Origin of the sequence: Christiangramia marina (assembly GCF_048285865.1) — a bacterium.
GTDB classification, from domain to species: Bacteria; Bacteroidota; Bacteroidia; order Flavobacteriales; family Flavobacteriaceae; genus Christiangramia; species Christiangramia marina.
Genome location: NZ_JBLVTK010000001.1, coordinates 903,828 through 926,831, shown reverse-complemented (window position 1 = coordinate 926,831; position 23,004 = coordinate 903,828). Strand labels below are relative to the sequence as shown.

General features: G+C 38.3%; 18 protein-coding genes. 17 read left to right on the top strand and 1 reads right to left on the bottom strand.

Features of this window, described 5'->3' with window-relative positions; genetic code table 11:
- From galT to ACNKXS_RS04340, 9 genes are all read left to right on the top strand, one after another.
- On the top strand, positions 1 to 692 hold a 692-nt coding region (gene galT, locus ACNKXS_RS04380; RefSeq protein WP_417919792.1), incomplete at its 5' end, for a galactose-1-phosphate uridylyltransferase.
- Between the two features lie 2 nt (positions 693 to 694).
- Positions 695 to 1,711, top strand: a complete 1,017-nt coding sequence (locus ACNKXS_RS04375; RefSeq protein WP_417919791.1) for a LacI family DNA-binding transcriptional regulator — start codon at positions 695 to 697, stop codon at positions 1,709 to 1,711.
- 4 nt (positions 1,712 to 1,715) lie between these two features.
- Positions 1,716 to 2,849 carry a formylglycine-generating enzyme family protein gene (locus ACNKXS_RS04370; protein ID WP_417919790.1) on the top strand — a complete coding sequence of 378 codons (1,134 nt, stop codon included), beginning with the start codon at positions 1,716 to 1,718 and terminating at the stop codon, positions 2,847 to 2,849.
- A gap of 120 nt (positions 2,850 to 2,969) precedes the next feature.
- A complete protein-coding gene (locus ACNKXS_RS04365; RefSeq protein WP_417919789.1) occupies positions 2,970 to 4,028 on the top strand; it encodes a sensor histidine kinase in 1,059 nt (352 codons plus the stop codon).
- Between the two features lies 1 nt (position 4,029).
- Complete coding sequence (locus tag ACNKXS_RS04360; protein WP_417919788.1) at positions 4,030 to 4,707, top strand: response regulator; 678 nt, start codon at positions 4,030 to 4,032, stop codon at positions 4,705 to 4,707.
- Between the two features lie 89 nt (positions 4,708 to 4,796).
- Entirely contained in the window at positions 4,797 to 4,946 is a 150-nt protein-coding gene (locus tag ACNKXS_RS04355) for a hypothetical protein (protein ID WP_417919787.1), read from the top strand.
- Between the two features lie 6 nt (positions 4,947 to 4,952).
- Positions 4,953 to 6,515: a TrkH family potassium uptake protein gene (locus ACNKXS_RS04350; protein ID WP_417919786.1), complete on the top strand. Its 1,563-nt coding sequence runs from the start codon at positions 4,953 to 4,955 to the stop codon at positions 6,513 to 6,515.
- Between the two features lie 10 nt (positions 6,516 to 6,525).
- On the top strand, positions 6,526 to 7,194 hold the full coding sequence (locus ACNKXS_RS04345) for a potassium channel family protein (protein WP_417919785.1): 669 nt from the start codon (positions 6,526 to 6,528) through the stop codon (positions 7,192 to 7,194).
- Positions 7,191 to 8,249: a porin gene (locus ACNKXS_RS04340; RefSeq protein ID WP_417919784.1), complete on the top strand. Its 1,059-nt coding sequence runs from the start codon at positions 7,191 to 7,193 to the stop codon at positions 8,247 to 8,249. The genes ACNKXS_RS04345 and ACNKXS_RS04340 overlap by 4 nt, the downstream gene beginning before the upstream one ends.
- 312 nt (positions 8,250 to 8,561) lie before the next feature.
- Here the strand turns inward: ACNKXS_RS04340 and ACNKXS_RS04335 are convergent, their stop codons facing one another.
- Positions 8,562 to 8,966: a tyrosine-type recombinase/integrase gene (locus ACNKXS_RS04335; RefSeq protein WP_417920142.1), complete on the bottom strand. Its 405-nt coding sequence runs from the start codon at positions 8,964 to 8,966 to the stop codon at positions 8,562 to 8,564.
- Between the two features lie 240 nt (positions 8,967 to 9,206).
- Here ACNKXS_RS04335 and ACNKXS_RS04330 point away from each other — a divergent pair, with 240 nt between their 5' ends.
- From ACNKXS_RS04330 to ACNKXS_RS04295, 8 genes are all read left to right on the top strand, one after another.
- Positions 9,207 to 9,545 (top strand): hypothetical protein, encoded by a 339-nt coding sequence (locus ACNKXS_RS04330; RefSeq protein ID WP_417919783.1) that lies wholly within the window; start codon positions 9,207 to 9,209, stop codon positions 9,543 to 9,545.
- Between the two features lie 426 nt (positions 9,546 to 9,971).
- Positions 9,972 to 12,284 (top strand): chondroitinase-B domain-containing protein, encoded by a 2,313-nt coding sequence (locus tag ACNKXS_RS04325; RefSeq protein WP_417919782.1) that lies wholly within the window; start codon positions 9,972 to 9,974, stop codon positions 12,282 to 12,284.
- 99 nt (positions 12,285 to 12,383) lie between these two features.
- A complete protein-coding gene (locus tag ACNKXS_RS04320) occupies positions 12,384 to 14,570 on the top strand; it encodes a heparinase II/III family protein (protein WP_417919781.1) in 2,187 nt (728 codons plus the stop codon).
- An 83-nt stretch (positions 14,571 to 14,653) separates the two neighbouring features.
- Positions 14,654 to 16,897 carry an alginate lyase family protein gene (locus ACNKXS_RS04315; RefSeq protein WP_417919780.1) on the top strand — a complete coding sequence of 748 codons (2,244 nt, stop codon included), beginning with the start codon at positions 14,654 to 14,656 and terminating at the stop codon, positions 16,895 to 16,897.
- Between the two features lie 7 nt (positions 16,898 to 16,904).
- Positions 16,905 to 17,249: a cupin domain-containing protein gene (locus ACNKXS_RS04310; RefSeq protein ID WP_417919779.1), complete on the top strand. Its 345-nt coding sequence runs from the start codon at positions 16,905 to 16,907 to the stop codon at positions 17,247 to 17,249.
- A gap of 355 nt (positions 17,250 to 17,604) precedes the next feature.
- Positions 17,605 to 20,658, top strand: coding sequence for a SusC/RagA family TonB-linked outer membrane protein (locus tag ACNKXS_RS04305; RefSeq protein WP_417919778.1), 3,054 nt, complete (start codon positions 17,605 to 17,607; stop codon positions 20,656 to 20,658).
- A 27-nt stretch (positions 20,659 to 20,685) separates the two neighbouring features.
- Positions 20,686 to 22,110: a RagB/SusD family nutrient uptake outer membrane protein gene (locus tag ACNKXS_RS04300; protein WP_417919777.1), complete on the top strand. Its 1,425-nt coding sequence runs from the start codon at positions 20,686 to 20,688 to the stop codon at positions 22,108 to 22,110.
- 24 nt (positions 22,111 to 22,134) lie between these two features.
- Positions 22,135 to 23,004 (top strand): PKD domain-containing protein (locus tag ACNKXS_RS04295; protein ID WP_417919776.1); only part of this gene is annotated, 870 nt, incomplete at its 3' end.

Sequence of the window (23,004 nt, the reverse complement as noted above, 5' to 3'; positions counted from 1 at the left end):
CTTTAATGAAAAAGGAAGACATTGAGAAGGTAATAGAAATATGGATAGAAGAATATGAGGAACTCGGTTCAGACGATTCCATTAATTATGTTCAGATATTCGAGAACAAAGGTGCAATCATGGGATGCAGTAACCCTCATCCACACGGGCAAATTTGGTCTCAATCATCAATTCCCACTGAAATTCTTAAGAAATCTGGGAAGTTTAAAGAATACTATGATCTACACGGAAGAAGCCTTCTAGGCGATTATATAGAACAGGAAATAAAATCTGGAGAACGAATATTAGATGAGAATGATCATTTTGTCTCTTTAGTACCATTTTGGGCTACCTGGCCATTTGAAGCGATGATTGTTCCTAAAAGGCACCTTCAGCATATTGGTCAATTAAATTCGGAGGAAAAAGTGAGCTACGCAGAGATCCTAAAGCAACTTACAATTAGGTATGATAATCTTTTTGAAACTAGCTTTCCATATTCTTCCGGGATTCATCAAATACCAACGAATGATACGGAATATCCTGAATGGCATTTTCACATGAGTTTTTATCCACCATTACTTAGGTCGGCCACTGTTAAGAAATTCATGGTAGGCTACGAGATGTTTGCCGGCCCACAAAGAGATATTACAGCAGAGGATGCAGCCAAAATGTTGCAAAACCTACCTTCAGTTCACTATTCACAAATTAAATAACTATGGAGAACAAGGTTACTCTTAAAGAATTATCCAAGATTTTAAACGTATCAATAAGTACAGTTTCCAAAGCATTGAATGATAGTTCAGAGATTAGCCATGAGACGCGGCAAAGGGTTAAGGAATTAGCAAAACTTAATAATTATCTGCCAAATGCCATGGCTCAAAATCTAAAAAAGAAATCGACGAGAACAATTGGAGTAATCATTCCCGCAATTTTACCGCAGTTCTTTAGCAAGGTTCTTCATGGAATAGAAACCAGGGCAAACAAGCTAGGGTATAAGGTAATTGTATGTATATCCAATGAATCTCTTGAGAAAGAAAAAGATGGCATACTTACTTTAATTACCAGCCAGGTTGATGGGCTAATAATCAGTCTTGCTAGAGAAACTCAAACAATGGGTAGCTACGATCACTTCCAAATGGTATCTCAGTATAATATTCCATTAGTCTTATTTGATCGGGTTACCAGTCAAATTGATTGCGACAAAGTAATAATTCAGGATCGTGAGGAGGCCAGGAAGGCAACTGCTGCTTTATTTCGTTCCGGATGCAAAAATGTTGCTTATTTTAGTGCTATTTCCCATACAAGTGTAGACAATGAGCGAAAGCGTGGTTACGAGATGGCCTGTGAAAATTTGAACAAGAGAATTTTCACTTACACAGTAGAGACAAACGAAGATTTTGATAAATTCTTTCAACATGAATTTATCAAAAGATCTATTGACGGTATATTAGTGGCAGATGAATTGACTGCGATTTTACTAATGAAGACTGCTTTGAAACGTGGACTTCAGATACCTTTAGATTTATCTGTAATTGGATTTGCCAACGGTACTATGGGAGAACATTTTATTACTTCTCTAAGTGTGGTGGATCAAAGAGCCATGGATCAAGGTATACAGGCTGTAGATCTGGTAGTGGATAGAATAGAGGGTAGAACAAAAGAAGATCCTGTCGAAGTAAGTCTAGAAGCAACATTTATCTATAGAGAATCTACTAGATTAATATCCGCATAAAATTATGGGCTTGAATAACGGTTTAAAAATTGCGAATTATGTCTTAATAGGTTTGCTGGTAATTTTACTACAAGGCTGTATTGATTCTGGATCCTCATCAAAAAATGATGAAGCAATCACCCAAATTGAGAAACCAAAGGAAAGTCCAATTTCCTACGAACTACTAAAGATACCACCAAACGATATCCAAACACCCGAAGGGATGGTATGGGTATCTGGAGTTCAATTTACCATGGGAGCGAAAGGGGGTGATCCATACGCATTACCTAGAGAAAAACCTGCTCATTCTGTTGCAGTAGATGGTTTCTTCATTGATAAAACTGAAGTAACAAATGCTGAATTTCAAGAATTTATAGCGGCGACAGGCTATAAAACTGTAGCCGAACGGCCCATCGATTGGGAAGAGATGAAAAAGCAACTTCCTGCAGGTACCCCAAAACCTCATGATTCATTGCTTCAACCAGGATCTCTTATATTCAGGAAAGAGCTTGAGAAGGTGAATAATCTAGCGAATCATTCGCAATGGTGGGAATGGAAGCGGGGAGCTAACTGGCAGCGTCCGGAAGGACCTGACAGTTCTATTGAAGGAAAAGAGAATTATCCGGTAGTACATGTAGCTTATGAGGATGCTCTTGCTTATGCGCAATGGGCTGACAGAAGCTTACCAACGGAGGCAGAATGGGAAGCAGCTGCTCATGGAAAATTACATGGGGGAATATATAGCTGGGGTGATGACGAAGATGCCCTAAATGAAAATGCAAATACCTGGCAAGGAGAATTCCCAGTTAAAAACAAACCTGAAGATGGTTATAAGTTTGCATCTCCAGTAAGCTCTTTTCCATCAAATAGTTTAGGTATATCAGATATGCTGGGAAATGTTTGGGAAATCACTTCAGACAATTATAACACAGAATACTATGCTCAGATTCATGAACAGGGATTGCAATTGAATCCTAAGGGTTCCACAGTCCATTTTAACCCTGATAATCCCTATCAAAATGAGAAAGTGATCAAGGGCGGCTCTTTCTTATGCAATCGATCTTATTGCGCAAGCTATCGTATTTCGGCACGTATGGGAATGACTTTAGACTCTGGATCAGATCATGTAGGATTTAGAACTATAAAAAGGATTAATTAAATATTCTATATTAGAGAATAGTTTCTATAACTGATTGAAGTAGACAGATACTTAAATTGAGCATACTAACAAGCAGGCAGATTTACTCTATTATCTTAGGACTTATTTTTAAACATTTAAATGAAAAAGTTTTTTTCGAGTTCTAATCTGCGTTTTTTATTAGGTTTCTTTCTGATTCTTTTCTTTATTGTAATCGGGTTTTTTATTCAGGATGTTCTTGGATACCATGTTATAGCGCTTCTTCTATTGCTATGCGTTTCCATTCTGGCCATGTTTTTAAGGATTATACCATTACTTATTCTGGCCATCATCAGCGCGATTTCTCTAAATTTCTTCTTTATCACTCCCAGATATACCTTCAGAATATATTCTGCGGAGGATTTCCTGCTTTTTCTAGTTTATTTTCTAATCGCCCTTGTAAACGCAGTTCTTACCAATAAAATTAGAAACTATGAAGAGAAGCAACAGCAGGAAAAGGAAAAGACAAAAATTATTCAGTTGTATGAGACCTTACTGAATTCGCTTTCTCATGAACTTAGAACACCTATCGCCACGATTGTGGGCAGTATAGATACTATTAGGGACCGTAGTTACAAGCTTCCGGAAGCCGATAAAGAGGAATTGCTTACTGAAATTCAGCATGCATCTATTAGGTTAAACAGGGAAGTAGAAAATCTTTTAAATATGAGCAGGCTGGAATCTGGGGTGATACAACCAAAACTAGATTGGATAGATTTTAATGAAGTAGTATACCGTACGTTCAGGGAGTTTGAAGATGCTTCCATTCAGGAGCGTTTATTCTTTTATCCCGATACAAAGAATCCACCAGTTAAAACAGATGGTGGTTTCCTGGAGATCATTCTTAAAAATCTTATCCATAATGCCATAAAACATAATGATGCTAGTACAAACGTGATCGTTTCCAATATGATTAATGAAGAAGACCTGATCTTTAAAGTGAGTGATAATGGTAAAGGTTTTCCTACTGCCGCCATTGATCAGGTGTTTCAGAAATTTTATAAAATTGAAAATACTACTGGTGGTACCGGGATAGGTTTATCCCTGGTAAAGGGTTTTGTAGAATCTCTTAACGGTTCTATTTCCCTGAAGAATAATAAAACGAGCGGTGCTGAATTTACCGTTAAAATCCCAGTGATTGTTAGTGATATAAAAAGTTGATATGAGAGATACCCAAATTCTTGTTATTGATGATGAAAAACAGATTAGAAAATTACTGGAAATAAATCTGAAATCTAACCAGTATAATGTGCTGATGGCCGAAGATGGTAAAAGTGGGCAGTCCATGGCTGCGAGTCACCAGCCAGATCTTATCATTCTCGATCTGGGTTTACCAGATTTAAGTGGTCACGAAGTGCTTTTGAATCTTAGAGAATGGTATAAAAATCCAATCATCATCCTTTCTGTGCTGGACAATGAGAAAGATATTGTGAAAGCGCTGGATAACGGTGCGACAGATTATCTTACCAAACCTTTTAGAACCGGCGAACTACTGGCAAGATTGCGTGCTTCACTCCGAAATGTTAGCGAGGACCCTGGAAACAGTCTCTTCGAGTTCGATGATTTCAAATTAGACAGAAACAAGCGTATTCTTTTATATAAAAATGAAAAAGTAAACCTCACCAGTACAGAGTATAAGCTTCTTACGCTCTTTGCCTCTAATTCTGGAAAAGTGCTCACTCATCAGCATATTTTAAAAGAAGTATGGGGTCATGCTTACATCGAGGAAACCCAATATCTGAGAGTTTTCGTAGGCAGTCTACGCAAAAAGATAGAACCAGATCCAAATCATCCTACATTTATAACCACTGAAAGTGGCGTTGGATATCGCTTTCTTTAAACATCTTTATAAAATCTTTATATCGCTCCCTTAAAATTTGATTTTTTGAAGGGCTCTTTGATCTGAAATTTGTTTAAAAGTTTTAGATCATGAAAAAAGATTTTTTTGACGATGGTTCCAGAAGTAAAACCTACAGATCTTCTGAAGAATATTTTAAAGATATCGCTTATCTGAAATATCCTGCGCTCTTTTTCGCGCTCGCAATTGTTCTAATGCTCTCTTATTTTACTTTTAAATAAACCGGGATGATGCTAAAGACAATACTTAAACAGGTAGCGAGTCTCCTTATCATTCTCGGTATTATCATTATTATTCCGGGAATAGTTGCTATTATGTATGCCGAATGGTATTCGTTCGCTGGTTTTACAATTTCGGGACTTTTAATTTCGCTTTTTGGCTATGCAAATTACAAGTGCTTTGAAGAAGCAAACGATCCTACCTACCAGCATTCGCTGAACATTGCCGCTTCGGGCTGGTTGGCAATTATGATTTTCGGGGCAATTCCTTATTATGTTATAGCTCATTTAACTCCACTAGAAGTCATGCAGGCTTTTGTGCCGGCAGGGCAAAATTATACTTCAAGCCTTTTAAATTTTAAGAATCCGTTACACGCACTTTTTGAGAGCACCAGCGCATTCACTACCACCGGACTTACCATGGCTTATAACGAACCTTCCGTAGGTAAAGCAATACTATTCTACAGGTCTTTTTCTCAATGGGTTGGTGGCGCCGGTTTTATAGTGATGGCCCTGGCAGTTTTTAAAGATGTTCCAGGTAGATCTGCGGTATTGTTGTATGGATCAGAATCTAGCGGAACTAAGCTGAAAAGCAATGTTATTGAAACAGCCAGATCGATCTGGAAGGTATATTTTCTGGTCACGTTTATTATGTTCCTGTATATCTCAATAGGAACGCTGTTGATATTACCAGATTATGGATTTTACAACAGTCTTTTCGATGCGATAAACCATGCAATGACGGGCCAGTCTACCGGTGGCTTCAGTGTTTTAGACGATAGTATTGCCGGTTATAATTCGGCGAAAATGGATTATCTTTTTATACTTCCCATGCTCCTGGGAGGCCTTTCCATTCCTTTCTTTTTCAGGTTCATTTTTCTACGGAAATTTTCGGAATTATGGACCGATATCCAGACCAGGGCTATTCTAATCGCATCAGTACTGGGTAGTATTGGTCTCAGTGTGCTGCTTTTCAATTCTGAAGGAGTTAACGACCCGGTTCGTGAAGGGCTTTTCCAATTTGTAAGTGCATTGTCTACTACAGGATGGCAAACCTCAAATATTGGCGGTTGGAGCGACCTGCCAGTACTTTTCATTGTTTCTACTGCTATGATTATTGGAGGATCCGCCGGCGGAACCGTAGGGGGGATAAAAATTATTCGAGCACTTTTACTGCAGAAAGGTTTGCGATGGTACATTAATAAGATATTCCATTCTAAAAGCACGATCAAATCTGTCAAATTTGACGGTAACCTGATGTTGCCTGCACGTATGAATAAAGAACTTGCCAACGCAGGAGTCTTCGTGCTTATCTATTTATTATTCGTCTTTTTTTCCACGCTTATAACCATCTATTTCATGGGATCAGAATATAGCATGGCAGATGCCATTTTCGAATCTGCTTCTACCCAGGGCACCGTTGGTTTATCTTCTGGGATCACAGATCCATCCATGCATCCCATTCTGGAAACGGTTTATATCATTCAGATGTGGGCGGGAAGACTGGAAGTTATTCCAGTACTGGTGCTGCTTAGAGTAGCTATATACGGAATGAAAAAAAGAAAAATTTAAACTAAACAATATGAAACTTATAATCATTGGGTCTGGAAGGACTGGAAAACATGTTATTGAAGCGGCCATTGCCGACAGGCATTTTGTAACTGTAATTGAAAAAGACAGGGAGCGCGCAGATTGGGTTGCTACCAATTTTGACTGTATGGTGATTCATGCAGATGCCACAAAAATGGAAACCCTGCAGGAAGCCGGCGCAGATGAGGCTGAAGGTATTATTGTGACCACAAATGATGATGCGGTGAATGCCCTGGTCATTCTACTGGCTAAAAAACTGGGCATTAAAAAACTGATTAGTTCTGTAAACAATGATGATCTGCTGCCGGTTTTTGAACAATTGGGAATAGACACCGTGGAGAGTCCGTACCGGCTAAACGGAAAATATCTGTACCGCGCCGTGCAGGGTCCCAATATCACAGAATTTCTGGATCTGGGGGATGGTTACGAACTTTTGGAAATTCCGGTGGAGAAAAATTCAGAAATCTCAAATAAGAGAATCAAGGAAATTGGTTCAGAAAACCTGTTGCCTAAAGATTCGCTGGTTACTATGATCAAAAGAAACAACGAGGTGATCGTGCCAGAAGGAGATACCCGCATATTTGTGAATGACATTATCCTGGTGGTGACGAAAAAGGATAAGGTTGGAGCCGTCTCTAAACTATTTATTTCGAAATCATGAAAAAAATTCTATTTATCGGTTTTTCTTTGATTGCAGCCACATGTATGGCGCAAGATGATTGGTCTGAAAGTCCGAAATTGAGCCCTATTCTATTTGTTGATACTTTTTATTCGTTCGATTTTGATCAACCGGAAGGAGAGCAGCGCCAGAACTTCTTCTACAATCATAACAGGCATAATGAGGTGAACCTTAACTTAGGACTACTGGGTTTAACCCTGGATCACAAAAAATACAGGGCTAATCTCACCCTGCAGGCAGGAACTTATGCCTTAGACAATTATTCTGCAGAGAAACCGGAATACAGAATTATTCATAGCGCCTTCGCCGGGATTGCCTTAGACAGTGAATCAAAAATTTGGCTGGATGCAGGAATCTTCCCATCGCATATCGGTTTTGAAAGTGCGAAATCCAAAGATAATTATACACTTACCAGATCGATCTCGGCTGAAAACTCACCTTATTTTCTAACCGGCGTTAAAGTTTCTTACGAATTGAATGAATCCTGGTTTGTATCAGCTTTACTGACCAATGGATGGCAGAGAATTGAAAGGCTTCCGGGTAATTCTTTACCCGGGTTCGGCACCCAGGTAACCTACTCAAATGACCAGAGAAAATTCATTTTAAATTGGAGTTCATACATAGGCTCTGAATTTCCAGATTCAAATAGAAAAATGAGGATTTTCAATGATTTTTATGGAATATTTCAGTTGTCAGATAGATGGAGCCTTATTTCCGGATTTGATATTGGTGTGGAAGAAAACGCGGATAATTCAGGTTGGAATACCTGGTTTTCTCCAACTTTAATTACTTACTACCAGTTAAAACCAAAATATGATATTGGGTTGAGAGCAGAATATTTTCAGGATAAAAAGGGAGTAGTAATTTCCCAAGATCCCTTGGCAACAACAGGAATGTCTTTCAATTTTGATTATAAACCATCAAAATATATCGCCGCTAGACTGGAAGGCAGGGCTTTAGTATTCGAGGAGAACCACTTAAATTCTCTTGTTACTATAAATTTAGCTATAAATTTTGATCATATGTTCCAGTTTTAATCATATTAGCGTAAAATCTTACAGTTTAACGAAAAATACAATTTTGATGGTGTCTCATTCGGACCCAATACAATATGAATGATTTCTAGAGTTTAGTTTTAGTGATCTATAAATATATTGAGATATCCACCCACTACTATAGGACTCTTATACCCGTTCTATTTGCGCAGGGTTTTTCTTAATTAAGAAAGTAATCATAAAGGGGTAAAACCGGCTGAAAGATACTGCTCAAGAAAAGACCAACAGTAATGATGCTAAACCAAATCCTAACCTATCCCATTTCGGCGCAAAGATAAGTCTTTAGATAGATATTTATGTAAGAGTAAGTTGCTTATGATATCTATCAAGAATGTCGGTTGGTAATAAATCCAGATAAATTTGAGTGCTGTTTAGTTTGGAATGTCCAAGCATGGAAGAAATTACATGTAGCGGAATATCTTTTAACATGGCGTGGGTTGCGAAGCTATGTCTTGATATATAAGATGTAAGGTATTCCCTTATTCCACATTTTTTGGCAATTCTTCTGAGTCCCTTATTAGATCGATTTTTTGCTTCCTGAACATGTTTGTATTGTTCAGACAAAGTTTCCGAGTTTAATATCGGTAATATAAAATCGTCATTTTCCTTACCATTTAAATAAAATTGAAGGATTTCATTTAATTGATCCGTTATAAGAATATTATAGTTTTTAGAAGTTTTCTTTCTCTGAAATTTAATTTATCCCCAACTATGTTTTTCTTCTTGTGAAAAGCCATATCTATAAAAAACATTCCGAAAAGCAAGTAAGAAATCAGAAAATAGTTTTTATAGTGGAAAAGCCAGGAACGCTCTTCGAAGATTTTTTAAAACACTTTGATATTGTATAGCTCTTTTTAAAGTTGGTGTGGTTTTTATTTTTGAAAAAAATCTAAAAGTGATGATATCTTAGCATTCATAAACTTAGAAGAAATGAAGAATATGAGATTAAAAACTGATAATGGTGAAATAGCTGAATATCATAGTGGTCAGAAGATCCTGGACGACCTTTATTTAAATATGGATAAAACAGAGATCGATGAAAACCTCCAAAACTTTCATCTAGATTTTGAAGTAATTCCAAATCAGGTAGCCATAAATACGACACAAAGAGATAAGGTTGCTATTGTATCCATAGTTGTGAGTGAAGATCGAAAGTATCAATACCTGGTAGGTCCCAACCTTAATCTGGAGCAATTTGAAAAACTCGATCAAAGCCAGATGCCGGAAATGATCAAAGGACAGGTTAGAGAAGCCTATCAGTTGATTCGGTCCAACTAGGCGAATTCACATATTTTTAAAAAACCTGCAATGTAAATTTGCAGGTTTTTTTTAGTGAACTCATATTCATTACCAACCAACAACGGTATCCCGGAGCTGTCATGATAATTTAATGGTCTTCGGTTTTAAGCCCATATGATGCTGACTCATCAGTTTGGTATCTTGTATTTATTAATGTAAAGAGGAGCTAAACTTTATTTTACGGTTGCACTTCCAAAGTTGTTTCTAATTCACTTACGAAAATTGTTTACTGTAAGGACTATGGTATCACTATGAAATTGATTGAAAATAGAAACATCGAATGTCCGTAAGAATCCTTCAGGTTTTAGCTTAAAAACTACGAATTGTAGAATATTAAGCTACTTATTTTGCAGAGCTCATAATTACTTATATATTTGGTAAACCAGATTGGTTAACCATTTATATATGCGTATCCTTACTTCAGCTTTGCTTTTTCTATTTGTAACTATCGGTTCTGGCCAAACCGCTCCGGGCAGCAAATTAAATATTGTTCAGAACATTTCAGAATTAAACCATGCTCTAAAAAGTGTCGTTCCCGGCGATACCATACAAATGAAAAATGGTATCTGGAAAGATTCAGAAATAGTAATTAAAGCAAATGGGACAGCGGAACTTCCCATTGTGATCACCGCGCAGGAAAAAGGCAAGGTATTTCTGGAAGGTCAATCTAATCTTAAAATAGGTGGTGATTATTTGATCATAGATGGTTTATACTTTAGAAATGGTCACACACCTTCAGGTTCAGTAATTCAGTTTAAGGTAGACAATGATCATATTGCAAATAATTCAACCCTCACCAACTGTGTGATCGAAGACTATACGCAATTAAGAAGAGAAACTAAGGATCACTGGGTGGAGTTCTGGGGGAGAAACAATACGATGAAGAATTGCTACCTGGCTGGGAAGTCCAATTCTGGTCCAACTTTGAGAGTGTACCTGAAAGGAAACGAAAATATCAATACTCATCATAATATCACTAATAATTACTTTGGACCAAGGCCTAGAAAAGGTGGTCCACATGCTGAAACCATGCAGATAGGTTCCAGCGAGACATCCATGACTCCGGCTTATGTGAACGTTTCCAATAATTTATTTTACAGGTGTAACGGCGAGGTGGAAATCATTTCCAGCAAATCTAATTTTAATTCTTTCAGTCATAATGTATTCTTCGAATCTGAAGGTTCCCTGGTCTTAAGACACGGCAATTACGCTACGATCGATGGAAATATCTTTATTGGAAACGATAATTCAGAATTTATTGGAGGGATTCGTGTGATCAATACCGGACACTGGATCACTAATAACTATTTCTATAAGCTGAAGGGTTCCGAGTTTAGAAGTCCGCTTGCAGTAATGAATGGAATTCCAAAATCCCCATTGAACAGATATAACCAGGTGACAGATGTGGTTGCGGCTTATAACACGTTTGTTGATACTAAATCTCCGTGGCATTTTAGTGTAGGCTCAAACACAGATAAAAGTGATGTACTTCCGGCAACCGAGATCAGGTCGGCGAGACCGGAAAGAGTGATCTTGGCTAACAACCTTATTTATGGCAATCGCGAAGAAACCACACCTATTGTGGCCTACGATACGGTTGATGGAGTGAGCTTTAAGAACAATATTCTGAGCTATGAGAATACAGGTGAAATTCAGAATACAGGTATTGAAACCAGAGAATTTGAACTTAAGAAAGTTTCAGAACACCTAATAGTTCCTCATCAGAAGTTCACAGATGTCTACGAAGGATTCGATTTTGAGAACATTACCAAGGATTTGTTTGGTAAGCCTCGGAAGGACAATGATCAAGTAGGAGCTATCCTAACTCCTGTTTCCAATGATACAAAACTCTTCAACGAGAAAAATTACGGTCCTTCCTGGTTTAAGTCTGAAAAGACCGCTACTCCAGAGCGTATTGTACAGGTTAGTAATGCGGAAGAGTTTCAGAAGAAATTAGCGAATGCAGCATCGGGAGATATTCTTGAACTGGCATACGGGATTTATGAAATAGACAGATCCCTGGTCGTAGATAAAGATCTTACCATTCGATCTAAAAACAAGGACAAAAAAGCAAAGCTGAAGTTTAGCACGAACCAGGATAATCCTGCCTTTAGATTAAAACCTCGGTCAGGTCTGCGAATCGAGAATCTGGAAATTGAGGGTAATACCGGGAATAATGCATTCCAAACGCAGGATAAGGAAATGTCTGCAGCTTTTAATTTGTGGATCAGCGGTTCTAAGATCAAAAAATTTGATCAGCTTTTAAAGGTATCTAAAGGCGCTTTCGCAGATACTATTTCCATAGAAAATTCAAATTTTAAAAATCTGAGAGTCGGTTTAAGTCTTGCTGAAGAAACTGATGATAAAGGAGAGTACAATGCAGAATTTGTGTTCGTAAAGAATTCCACTTTTGAGCAGATAGAAACTGAAGTTTTGAATTACTATCGTGGAGGTTATGATGAATCTACCATAGGGGGAAGCCTTGTATTTAGCGGGAATACGGTGAAGGACTCAGGTAATTCCAAAGATTCAGAAATTCTATTAAGAACCCGTGGAATTGTAAACCTCGAACTGGCGAATAATACCTTTATAAACAACAAGGTGAAATTCATAGCTATCCTGTGGGGTGCCAAAGGTCAGGAACCTGTAAACAATACAGTGGAACATAGTGGTGAGATCAGGATCAAAGAAAATCTGAAGCAAAAACTGATGTACTAATTCTCGCGAAAAAATACTTAAAAACCAGGCTTTATCAAATCAATAACACTCATAGGATTTCTCAAAAAGATCCCGATACTTTTCGGGCTCATAACCGCATTGCATGTACATGCCCAGCAAATTCCGGCAGAACAGATCATCGCCACGACAGATCTTTCGGATTATTTAAATAAGGAAACTAAAGAAAACCTTGGGGAAGATATAACTGAAGCTAAGCTTGCAGGATACCTCAGAGAAAAATTTCAACAACGTTATTTCTATAACTATAAGAATCTGAGTTCCAAATTTGAACAATATAATTCAATTTACCCAGAAATCGAATCACATCACCGGCAACGAGCCGAGGATCATTTGTCAAAATATGAAGGCCCGACCCATTGGAAATTACCTTTTAATTATCTCAATGGCCAGCCAGTGGATGCCTATGCTTTAAGACATCTCGCACGACAGCATAAGATGCTGGATATCGCTTTTCTATATAATTATAGCAATCAGGATTCTCAATATCTGGAATATTTTACCTCGCAGATGAATTCTTTAAACAATGCTTTCGAGGCTGGAAATTATGAAACCATTGAAAATGGAAATGGAGTTTACGAAGCTTTTCGTTCCGGCTACCGCGTATTGAACTGGCTACAAATTCATAATATGTTCCTGGGAGAAGAGGATTATTCAGATAAAGATCAGCTAACCACGATTGCAACTTTACTACAACACGGGCAGCATCTGTACGAGAACAACCAGGAATTTACTCCAGGAAATCATCAAACCAGGGGAATGTCTGCTCTAGCCATGCTCAGTATTTTATTCAGAGATTTTGAAGGTACCGAAGAATGGTATGCGCATTCCATGAAATTATTACAGGAACATCTTTCTGCGGAAATAAATGCTGATGGTTTTCAATCTGAAAGAACCGTGCATTATCATATGAGTGATATTAAAAATTACTTTTATGTTTTTCAGCTGGCGCGAAATAGCCAGATCGAGGTAGACAGCGTCTGGGAAGAAAAACTGAAGTCTTTATTTACTACTCTGGCAAAGATTGCGTATCCAGATGGTACAGCGCCTGTTTTTTCAGATGATACCGATGCACCATGGGCTGAAAAAAATAACATTGCCGGAGCGATGACTTTAGGATATTTGTTGTTCGACGAGCCGAAATTCGGATTTTTTGCCACAAATAAAGTAGAACCCGATATGTTCTGGTATCTAAGTGAAGAGCAGTTGCTTCATCTTGATACTATAGAAAAACATGTTCCCGAATTTGGATCACTCGAATTTCCAGCCACAGGTTATTATATCATGCGCCAGGGTTGGAACCCGGAGGATATGATGATGGCAATTTCAGCCGGAGTTGATGATGAAAAGCCGGATCACCAGCATGGTGATGTTCTGGGTGTTCAGGCGATGGCCAACGGAAGAGTACTATTGCCTAATTACCAGGTTCGTTATTACCTGGATGACCTTGAGTTATTTAAAAATTCGCTGGTTAAGAATGTTGCCCTGGTAGATGATGAACTTCAGGGGAAAGACTATCGTTCCAATAAGGGAGGAAGTGGCTTTGGTAAATTCGCAACATTACCAAGACCTCAAACCCAGGTTTTCAAGACGCAAGCAGAGCTTGATCTATTTATAGGAACACATGATGGTTTTTCAAAAGTTGGAGTGGATTATTCCAGGAAAGTCATATTCGTAAAGAATGATTTCTGGATCGTAATAGACGCATATTCTTCGGAAAAACCTCATGATTATAAACAGATCTGGCAAGGCCACTATACTTTAGAAAATAAAAAAGGATTGCTTCGTTCCACTTTTGAAGATGGATCTGGACTGGATATTCTTCAGCTTAAAAATATTGATGGGATTGAAAGCTCTGGTGCAAGAGGAAAGCAATGGTCTGTTGTAAATAAGAAAGCTGTCCAGAACCACCGTTTTCTTACTATTCTACACCCTTTTAGAGTATTTGATACCAGAATAGATGAAAGTGCAGATTCTCCGGTCATAGCTGGCTGGGATTTAAATGATCCTCTCTGGAAAATAGCCGGAGAAGATGCAACAGCTATCACTAAGGATACGAAAGGATTCTTTTTTTCTACGGAAGGTATTACGATTGATTCTAAGAAATTGGTTTTTGAAACACCAATAGACATTTATATTGAAATAAAAGAGGGAGAATTTCATTTACAATCACTGGAAGGGAATTCGATAAACGTACAAATAACTAAAGATTCAGGATTACTGAAGAAATTAAACATTGCTCCAGGGGAAAATATAGTGATCAATTAAGCCTGATTCCTATCAATGAATTAAGATTAAATAAGTCCCGCTTTAACGGCAGTTTTGTTACTAAGATTCTAAAATTTTTTTAAATGAAAATAAATACTTCAGTTCTTCATCTGTGCACATTTTTACTCGCGTTCAGTGCGACGACTTATGCTCAGAATCATAATTCAGAAAAACCAGTTCAAACAGCGATTGTAGAACAAAACCTGGATGAAAATTCCCTGTTTGATCAAACTCTTCAGAAGATAAAGAAAGAGGTAGATGCAGAAATCGCAAGAGGTATAGACGTGCCGATACCAAAAGATCTCGCGGGGGGCTATACCCATGAAAGGCATAAGAAAAATTACGCAACTGCTCAAAACGCTGGTGATCTTTACAGGATTGAAAAGGATGAGAAGTACGCGATTTACATCAAGGAAATGTTGCTGCAGTATGCCGAGATGTTTCCAGAATTGCCTTTACACCCTGAAGAAAGATCCTACGCCAGAGGGAAATTATTCTGGCAATCTCTTAATGATTCTAACTGGCTTGTTGCAATGAGCCAGGCTTATGGTAGTATTTACGACTATCTCGATAAAGAAGAGAGAAACCAACTGGAAAAGGATCTTTTCCTGCCATACGCCGACTTCCTTTCTCTTGAAAATCCTAAATTCTTTAATAGAATTCATAATCATAGTACCTGGGGAAACGCCGCTGTCGGGATGATCGGGCTGGTCATGGATAATGAAGGACTCGTGAACCGTGCCTTATACGGAATAAAAAACACTAATATCTCTGAAGATGCTCGTGATGATGATGGTGGGCGTATCCTAAAACCAGGACAGAAAGCTGGTTTCCTGGCAAATCTCGAAGAAGCTTTTTCTCCTTCTGGTTATTATACTGAAGGGCCTTATTACCAGCGCTATGCTATGTATCCATTTATCATGTTCGCCAAGGCACTTGAAGATAAAAGACCAGACATTAAGATATTTGAACATAAAGATGGAGTGCTAATTAAAGCCGTAAACGCTTTACTCAATCTAACGGATGCTGATGGTGATTTCTTCCCATTGAACGATGCTCAAAAAGGAATGTCTATTTACAATCAATCTATTGTGATCGCTGTAGATGCAGCTTATTATTATGGCGATAGATCACCGGGCTTACTTTCTGTAGCACAAAAGCAGGGTAGAGTGACTCTTGATGAGGCCGGTAAAGCTGTGGCAGAGGCAATTCGATCTGGAGAAATTCAGGATTTTGAAAAAAGCTCCATGAACCTGTCAGACGGTCCGTTAGGAAATAATGGAGGAATCACCATATTACGACAAGGAAAACCGGGAAACAATTATTCGCTGGTTTATAAATACACATCGCAGGGAGATAGTCATGGTCATTATGATAAGCTTTCATTTTCATTTTATAATGAAGGAGAAGAAATCATTCAGGATTATGGATTCGCACGTTTTGTGAATATAGAACCTAAGAATGGTGGAGGATATTTAAAAGAAAATACAACCTGGGCAAAACAAAGCATCGCTCACAATACGATCGTGCAAAATGAAACTTCTCATTTCGAAGGAGATTTCGATACAGGAAGTAACTATAATCCTGAGTTATATTTTTCAGATTTCGCACCAGATGATATCAAGATTGTAAGTGCTATAGATACAAATGCATATACCGGGACAAAAATGCATCGTACAATGGTCATGCTAGAAAATGAGCTTTTTCAGAATCCCGTGATCCTGGATATTTTTAGACTAGAGGGAGAGAAAGAAAACCAATACGATCTACCGTTCTATTATCAGGGACAGATCATCAACACCAATTTCGAGATTAATACTCCAGAGCAGTTGCAGAAATTGGGAAAGGAAAATGGATATCAGCATCTATGGGTAGAATCATCAGGAAAGGCAGCGGAGTCTAATACGAAATTTACCTGGTCCAATAATAGGAAATTCTATACGCTTACTCAGGTGCTGGATAAGAATGATGAGGTAATACTGGCAAGGATTGGCGCTACAGATCCCGAATTTAATCTTAGACGTGACCCGGTGTACATTAGCCGGAAACAGGGTGTAAAGGACGCACTTTTTGTTAGTGTTTTAGAACCTCATGGCAGTTATGATCCTGTTACCGAATTGGGAAAGAACAGCTTCAGCCAGGTTAATGAAGTACAAGTGATCAAAAATACCACAGCTTATACTGTTGTGGAGATCACTGGTTATGATGAGCAACAAATATTATTTCTTCTGAGTAATAAAGAGGTTTCCAGAGACAAAAAGCATCAATTAACTATTAATAATGAAGAGTTCTCATGGGTAGGACCTTATATAGTAATCAATAAATAATTAGAAAATGAAAGATTTAGGAACAAGCCAAGAATTTATGAAAGCACAGGAAATCGAATGGGAAACCGTTGGTGAAGGTGTGCGAAGACAAATTATGGGATATGATGATAAGATCTTACTGGCCAAGGTACATTTTAAAGAAGGAGGAGTTGGGCCTATGCACGAACATCATCATTCACAGGTTACTTACGTAGAAAGTGGAAAATTTGAGCTAACCATTGGAGATGAAACAAAGATGATGGAAGGCGGTGATTCGTTTTATATACCACCTCACAAAATGCATGGTGCTATTTGTAAAGAAGAAGGTGTGCTGATAGATGTCTTCAGTCCAATAAGAGAAGATTTCTTCTAGGGATTATACTGAATTATTAATCTGATAAAAAAAAGGATAATTTTTTGTCAGATTAATTTTTTACTTAACAATAAAATAACATATATTTGGTAAACCAGTTTGGGAAACCAATCTGGATAACCAATAAAAGTTATTTTTGGAATGGTCAAAAAAATAAAGGATAGGTGCACGCCTATCCTTTAAAACTTAAACTTCATTTGAGAGAAGTCGTTTAAACCATGTCTATTACTTAATAGTAAACATGAAATGCAAAGATACAATTTCATAAGTAACTACATAGACATTAACTACCATTGTCTGTCAATACTTTTTCTCGGTTAGGACTATTTTAATCAATGTAACTAAATTAAAACTTATGAACTTGAAGAAAACAGCAATTTTCTTAATGGCGCTAATTTGTCATTTAGCTCTGATTGCTCAGGAAAGCTACTCACTTTCAGGTACAGTTATCTCGGAAGGGGATGCTATTCCTTTGGCAGGAGTTAGTGTTGTTATTAAAGGTACAACTACCGGGGTTGTAACCGACTTTGACGGAAATTACGAAATCGATGTAGTAGAAGGGAACGTTTTACAGTTCTCTTATCTTGGTTTTGTTAGTCAGGAAATTACCTATAACGGTCAGCAAACTTTAGATGTCTCCATGGCATCAGATTCTCAATTACTTGATGAAACTGTTGTAATTGGTTATGGGACCAGAAAGAAAAGTCATTTGACGGGTGCCGTATCCAGTGTAGTGAACGAAGATCTCGATCAATTACCTGTAGCACGTGTGGATGATGCCCTTGTTGGTCAAATCTCTGGTGTAAATATACAGGCAACCGATGGTCAGGCTGGTGCTGCTCCTACCATTAGAATTAGAGGTACGGGGTCTTTGACCGGTAGTTCTGCTCCATTAATTGTAGTGGATGGTCTTGTAGTAGACAATGATTTTCTGGGAAGTTTAGATATGAGTGAGGTAGCATCATTTGATGTTTTAAAAGATGCCGCTTCTGCAGCAATTTATGGTTCTCGAGGTGGAAACGGGGTAATCCTTATTACTACGAAACAAGGTAAAGAAGGTAAAACAGTTTTTAGTTACCAGGGTTATAGTGGTTATAAAGAAGCAAGACAAAGTGATGCGTATTACTTTTCTGTTGCTGAAACTTCTGCGGCAGAACTTGCAGCAACCGGAGAACTTTCTCCAAGAACACAGTATATTCAGGCGATTGGTATTGATCGTGACTGGCAGGATGATATCTTCGATGGTGGTTTGATCCAAAATCACTCATTAAGCGCGCGTGGAGGTACAGAAAATACAAAATTCAGCATCTCATTAGGATATCTTCATGATGAAGGGGTATTGCTAACAGATGATTACAAGAGATACAATCTTAGATTAAAGCTAGATACTAAGGTTAGCGACAAGTTTAGATTTGGTGGTAACCTTGCACCATCTTATACAGATACCAGACGTTTTGATGGATCTACTCATGATATATTACGTCAGCCGCCATGGTTGCCAATCTACCACGATGAGAACACCATTCAGTTTGTAGATAGAAATGTATATCCAGATGTTGAGGTTGGTGATTATGCGGTACAAAGACATTTTGATAATTATGATCTTTTTGGAGATGGAACTTTAATAGACATCAGCGATACCTCCAATACGAATCCAGCTGCAAAAGTTCTGGAAAGAGATAGAAATGATTACAAATTCAAAGTATTCGGAAATTTCTATGCAGACTATGAGATCATGGATGATCTTAATTTAAGAACAACACTTTCTGGAGATTACCAGCATACCATGCGTGATAGATGGCAGGGAGTTCTTGCCAGTCGTAACGGTGCATCAGATGCCAGTTATAATGTGGAGAATGAAAGAGCAATTCATATTGCTTCTGAAACTTATCTTACTTATGACAAGACTTTTGGAGAGCACGAATTCGATGCTGTAGCCGGAATCACTTTCGAGCAGTGGGATTATGAAGGTAGCTACTCCTTAGGAACCGGTTATACTTCAGATTTAATTAGAACCTTATCTGCAGCTACAGTAGCTTCAGAAATAGACTCGTGGATTTATGATGAAAGATTCCAGAGTTACTTCGCGAGACTGAATTGGGCGTATGCAGACAAATACCTGGCTTCTTTCAGTTATAGAAGGGATGGAAGTTCTGTATTTGGTTCCGATTCTAAATACGGTGATTTCCCGGCGATCTCATTAGGTTGGGATATTGCAGAAGAAAACTTTTTGAAGGACAATGATTTCCTTAGTAGCTTTAAATTCAGAGTGAGTTATGGATTTACAGGAAATAAGGACCTTGATACCAATTCAGACATTATAGATCTTTATCCATCTTTACCATTATTAGGACCATCTTCAGCAACCATTGGCGGAGCAGTACAACCAGCTTTTGTTGCTCTCAACATTGCGAACCCAGATCTACAATGGGAGAGATCTCAGGAAGTAAACCCAGGTCTGGATTTTGGATTTTTCAAGAACAGAATTACTGGATCTGTAGATTACTATAAAAGGACCAGTGACCAGTTATTACTTTTCAACCCGATCTCGGCTTCTACAGGATTTAGAAATGCCCTTGTAAATATTGGTGAGGTTGAAAATAGCGGTGTTGAAGTTGAACTTCGTACCAGAAACTTTGCAAACGCCAACTTTGGCTGGAATACAACAATTCTTGCTTCCAGAAACAAGAATGAACTAACAGATTTTGCAGATTCTAACGGCCAGATTGGTCTTGTAGATGATAAAAGAGCTGCAGAATGGATCAATCTGGAAGGTCAGCCAATTTCATCTTTTTATGGATGGGTTGTAGACAGAGATATTCCAAGAGAACTTCGTGAAAGGCCCTATTTCCCGATTGGAGCTGAAGCTCAGGATGTTTATGTAAAGGATCTTAACGGGGATGGTGTAATAGATGACGATGATAAGACAATTCTTGGAAATCCTTACCCGGATCTTATCTGGAGTTTAACCAATGAGTTCAGAGTAGGTAATCTGGATATTAGTTTCCTTTTCCAGGGAAGTCATGGAGCTGAGGTTAGAAACATGGGAGATCAGTATATCTTCAATCACTTTAATAGTGGAGCAGATTTTGACCCGGCGATCACACCAGATCAGGATTTCATTAGAGAAAAAATCTTTACAGATGATATTGTACAGGATGCATCCTACGTTGCTCTTAGAAATGTAAATATTGGTTACAATATACCAGTAGAGGTTACAGGAAAATTAGGATTGAAGAGTTTGAGAGTCTATGCAGCAGGACAGAATCTTAAGTACTGGACAGCCGATGATTACACTGGATTCAACCCAGAGAGTATCGATAATACCTCGCCAACAACTTATGGATATCAAAGAGCAGGTTCTCCAATTTTCAGAACCATATCCATCGGGATAAATGCCGATTTTTAATCAAAGAACATTTTTAAAGATATTATTATGAATAAAAGAATATACTTAATCCTTGGAATCATGATCCTGACTATGGTTTCGTGTGGAAAAGACTTTCTGGAACCAGAGCCTGAGTCTGCAATTTCTGCGGAAGGCTACTTCCAGAACAGCGAGCAGGTGGAAACTGCGGTAATTGGAATGTATGATGCTATTCAGGGTGTAAATTCGAATGATCTCGATGACAACTTCAGTATTCAAAGAGAATTTTATATTACTGAAATGCGGAGTGACAATACTCGAACTAAATCACGTGAGGGAGAAGCTGCTCAATTTGAAAACTATAGAATCACGACCAGTAATGGTATCGTCACTAACTATTACATAAGTTATTTCGAGATTATTTACAGAGCCAATCTTGTACTTGCCAATCTTGAAGCTGCTAGTGAAGAAGATGTAGCCCAGTTTGAAGCCGAAGCCAAGTTTGTAAGAGCTTATGCCTATTTCAACCTTGTAAGATTATTTGGTCCGGTACCATTAATTGATGGTCTTATTGGTCCGCTGGAAAAAGAAAGAGCATTCACCAGAGCTTCTGAAGGTGCTATCTACGATTTGATTATTTCAGATTTGAATACTGCTATCTCAGGACTGGATAATTCTTTTAGAAACCGAGCTTCCCAGGCAGCAGCACAAACCTTGCTGGCAAAAGTGTACCTGACTACAGGTTCAAATTATACGGAAGCCCAAACATTACTTGAATCTGTAATTAATAGCGGGGATTACTCTTTAGAATCAAATTTTAAAGATGTTTTTTATAATGAAAGCAATAGTGAAGTGATTTACGCGGTAGGTTATACTTCAGATATTACTTCAGACAGTCAGAACTTTTCTGCTGAAATGCTGAACTCTGTAGGTAGAACCAGTGGAGTGAATTATGTGACCGAAAACGCCAGAGCGGCACTGGATGCAAATGGTGGTAACAGAACTGCTTTTTCATACAGACTGGATCAGGCACAGCCAACACAATACCAGGTGGCAAAATACATTCCTAATGGTGATGCAGATCTTGGTATCGAGCCAACATCAAGTAACCCGGAACTTGCCGGAAATGACTGGATCGTGATTAGATATGCAGACGTTCTTTTACTACATGTGGAGGCGATTCTTGCAGGAGGGCAGGAAACCAGCTCTACAGCAGCTTTAAATTCTTTCCAGAAAATTCGTGATAGAGCAGGTTTAACAGATACTGTTACCAGTATTACTAAGGAAGATCTTCTGGAGGAGAGAAGAGTAGAACTTGCTTTTGAGAATCACAGATTTTTTGACCTGGTAAGATTTGGAGTAGCGCAGGAAGTGCTTTCTGAATTTTCTCAGGAAAATGGATATGACTTTAGTGCGACCGATCTATTGCTGCCTATTCCGCAGAGGGAAATAAACCTGAGTAATGGTTTAATGGAACAAAATCCAGGTTATTAAGAAATAACAATTAAAACTTTAAAGATGAAATTCAATATATATAAGTTTCAGTTGAAGAGTGTCCTTTATTTTTCAATGATGCTGCTCGCAGGGCTTACAATTTCCTGTGATTACGAATACGATTTACCAGAAGAGGGTTCTATTGCAGATAAGACTCCCCCATCGGCCAATTTTAGCGCCTCGCAAAGTGATGAAGATTTTTTAACCTTCAGTTTTGCAAACCTGTCCAATAGCGCGACAGATTACATGTGGGAATTTGGAGATGGAAATACCTCTACAGAGCTGGATCCTACCAATACATATCCAGATGAAGGAGTTTATACGGTAACACTAACAGTTTCAGATAAACTTGGAGTAACAGATACTTTTACTTCCGAAGTACTGGTAGAGGAGCCACCAGTTCCGGCTGCAATAACACCAGACATTGGCGAAGCAGATTTTGAGGATGGAAGTGATGCTTGTGGTGATGGCCAGGACGGTAGAGATTGCTGGAGATTGAGTGGAGCAAGTATTCACCAGATCACAAGTTCAGACGGTCGTGGAGGTTCTCAGGCTGCAAAATATCCTGAAAGTGCTACCAATGCAAGACAGTCTTACCAGGCAATTACAGTATCACCAAATACCAAATATATCCTGACGTTGTTCTACGCTTTACAAGGCGATGGAGATTCTATTAGAGCTTCTGTGATCGATGGTCAACTAGGAAATTATGATGAGTTTGATTCGGCTACATTATTAGCTCAGGAAAGCGGAACCAAGGTCGATGGTAAAGGAAATTACAATGCCTTAATCGTTGAGTTCGAAACAGGTGCCAATGGTGAAATATCTATATTATTCGATTCAAATAACAGCTCTGATGCTTATATCGACGATGTATCCATGATCCCTGTTATT

Excerpts from the sequence above, each read along its gene's own strand:
- ACNKXS_RS04300 (WP_417919777.1), top strand. The coding sequence starts at position 20,686 with ATGAATAAAAGAATATACTTAATCCTTGGAATCATGATCCTGACTATG.
- ACNKXS_RS04365 (WP_417919789.1), top strand. The coding sequence starts at position 2,970 with ATGAAAAAGTTTTTTTCGAGTTCTAATCTGCGTTTTTTATTAGGTTTC.
- ACNKXS_RS04325 (WP_417919782.1), top strand. The coding sequence starts at position 9,972 with ATGCGTATCCTTACTTCAGCTTTGCTTTTTCTATTTGTAACTATCGGT.
- ACNKXS_RS04305 (WP_417919778.1), top strand. The coding sequence starts at position 17,605 with ATGAACTTGAAGAAAACAGCAATTTTCTTAATGGCGCTAATTTGTCAT.
- ACNKXS_RS04310 (WP_417919779.1), top strand. The coding sequence starts at position 16,905 with ATGAAAGATTTAGGAACAAGCCAAGAATTTATGAAAGCACAGGAAATC.
- ACNKXS_RS04315 (WP_417919780.1), top strand. The coding sequence starts at position 14,654 with ATGAAAATAAATACTTCAGTTCTTCATCTGTGCACATTTTTACTCGCG.
- ACNKXS_RS04345 (WP_417919785.1), top strand. The coding sequence starts at position 6,526 with ATGAAACTTATAATCATTGGGTCTGGAAGGACTGGAAAACATGTTATT.
- ACNKXS_RS04330 (WP_417919783.1), top strand. The coding sequence starts at position 9,207 with ATGAGATTAAAAACTGATAATGGTGAAATAGCTGAATATCATAGTGGT.
- ACNKXS_RS04375 (WP_417919791.1), top strand. The coding sequence starts at position 695 with ATGGAGAACAAGGTTACTCTTAAAGAATTATCCAAGATTTTAAACGTA.
- ACNKXS_RS04360 (WP_417919788.1), top strand. The coding sequence starts at position 4,030 with ATGAGAGATACCCAAATTCTTGTTATTGATGATGAAAAACAGATTAGA.
- ACNKXS_RS04370 (WP_417919790.1), top strand. The coding sequence starts at position 1,716 with ATGGGCTTGAATAACGGTTTAAAAATTGCGAATTATGTCTTAATAGGT.
- ACNKXS_RS04355 (WP_417919787.1), top strand. The coding sequence starts at position 4,797 with ATGAAAAAAGATTTTTTTGACGATGGTTCCAGAAGTAAAACCTACAGA.
- ACNKXS_RS04350 (WP_417919786.1), top strand. The coding sequence starts at position 4,953 with ATGATGCTAAAGACAATACTTAAACAGGTAGCGAGTCTCCTTATCATT.
- ACNKXS_RS04340 (WP_417919784.1), top strand. The coding sequence starts at position 7,191 with ATGAAAAAAATTCTATTTATCGGTTTTTCTTTGATTGCAGCCACATGT.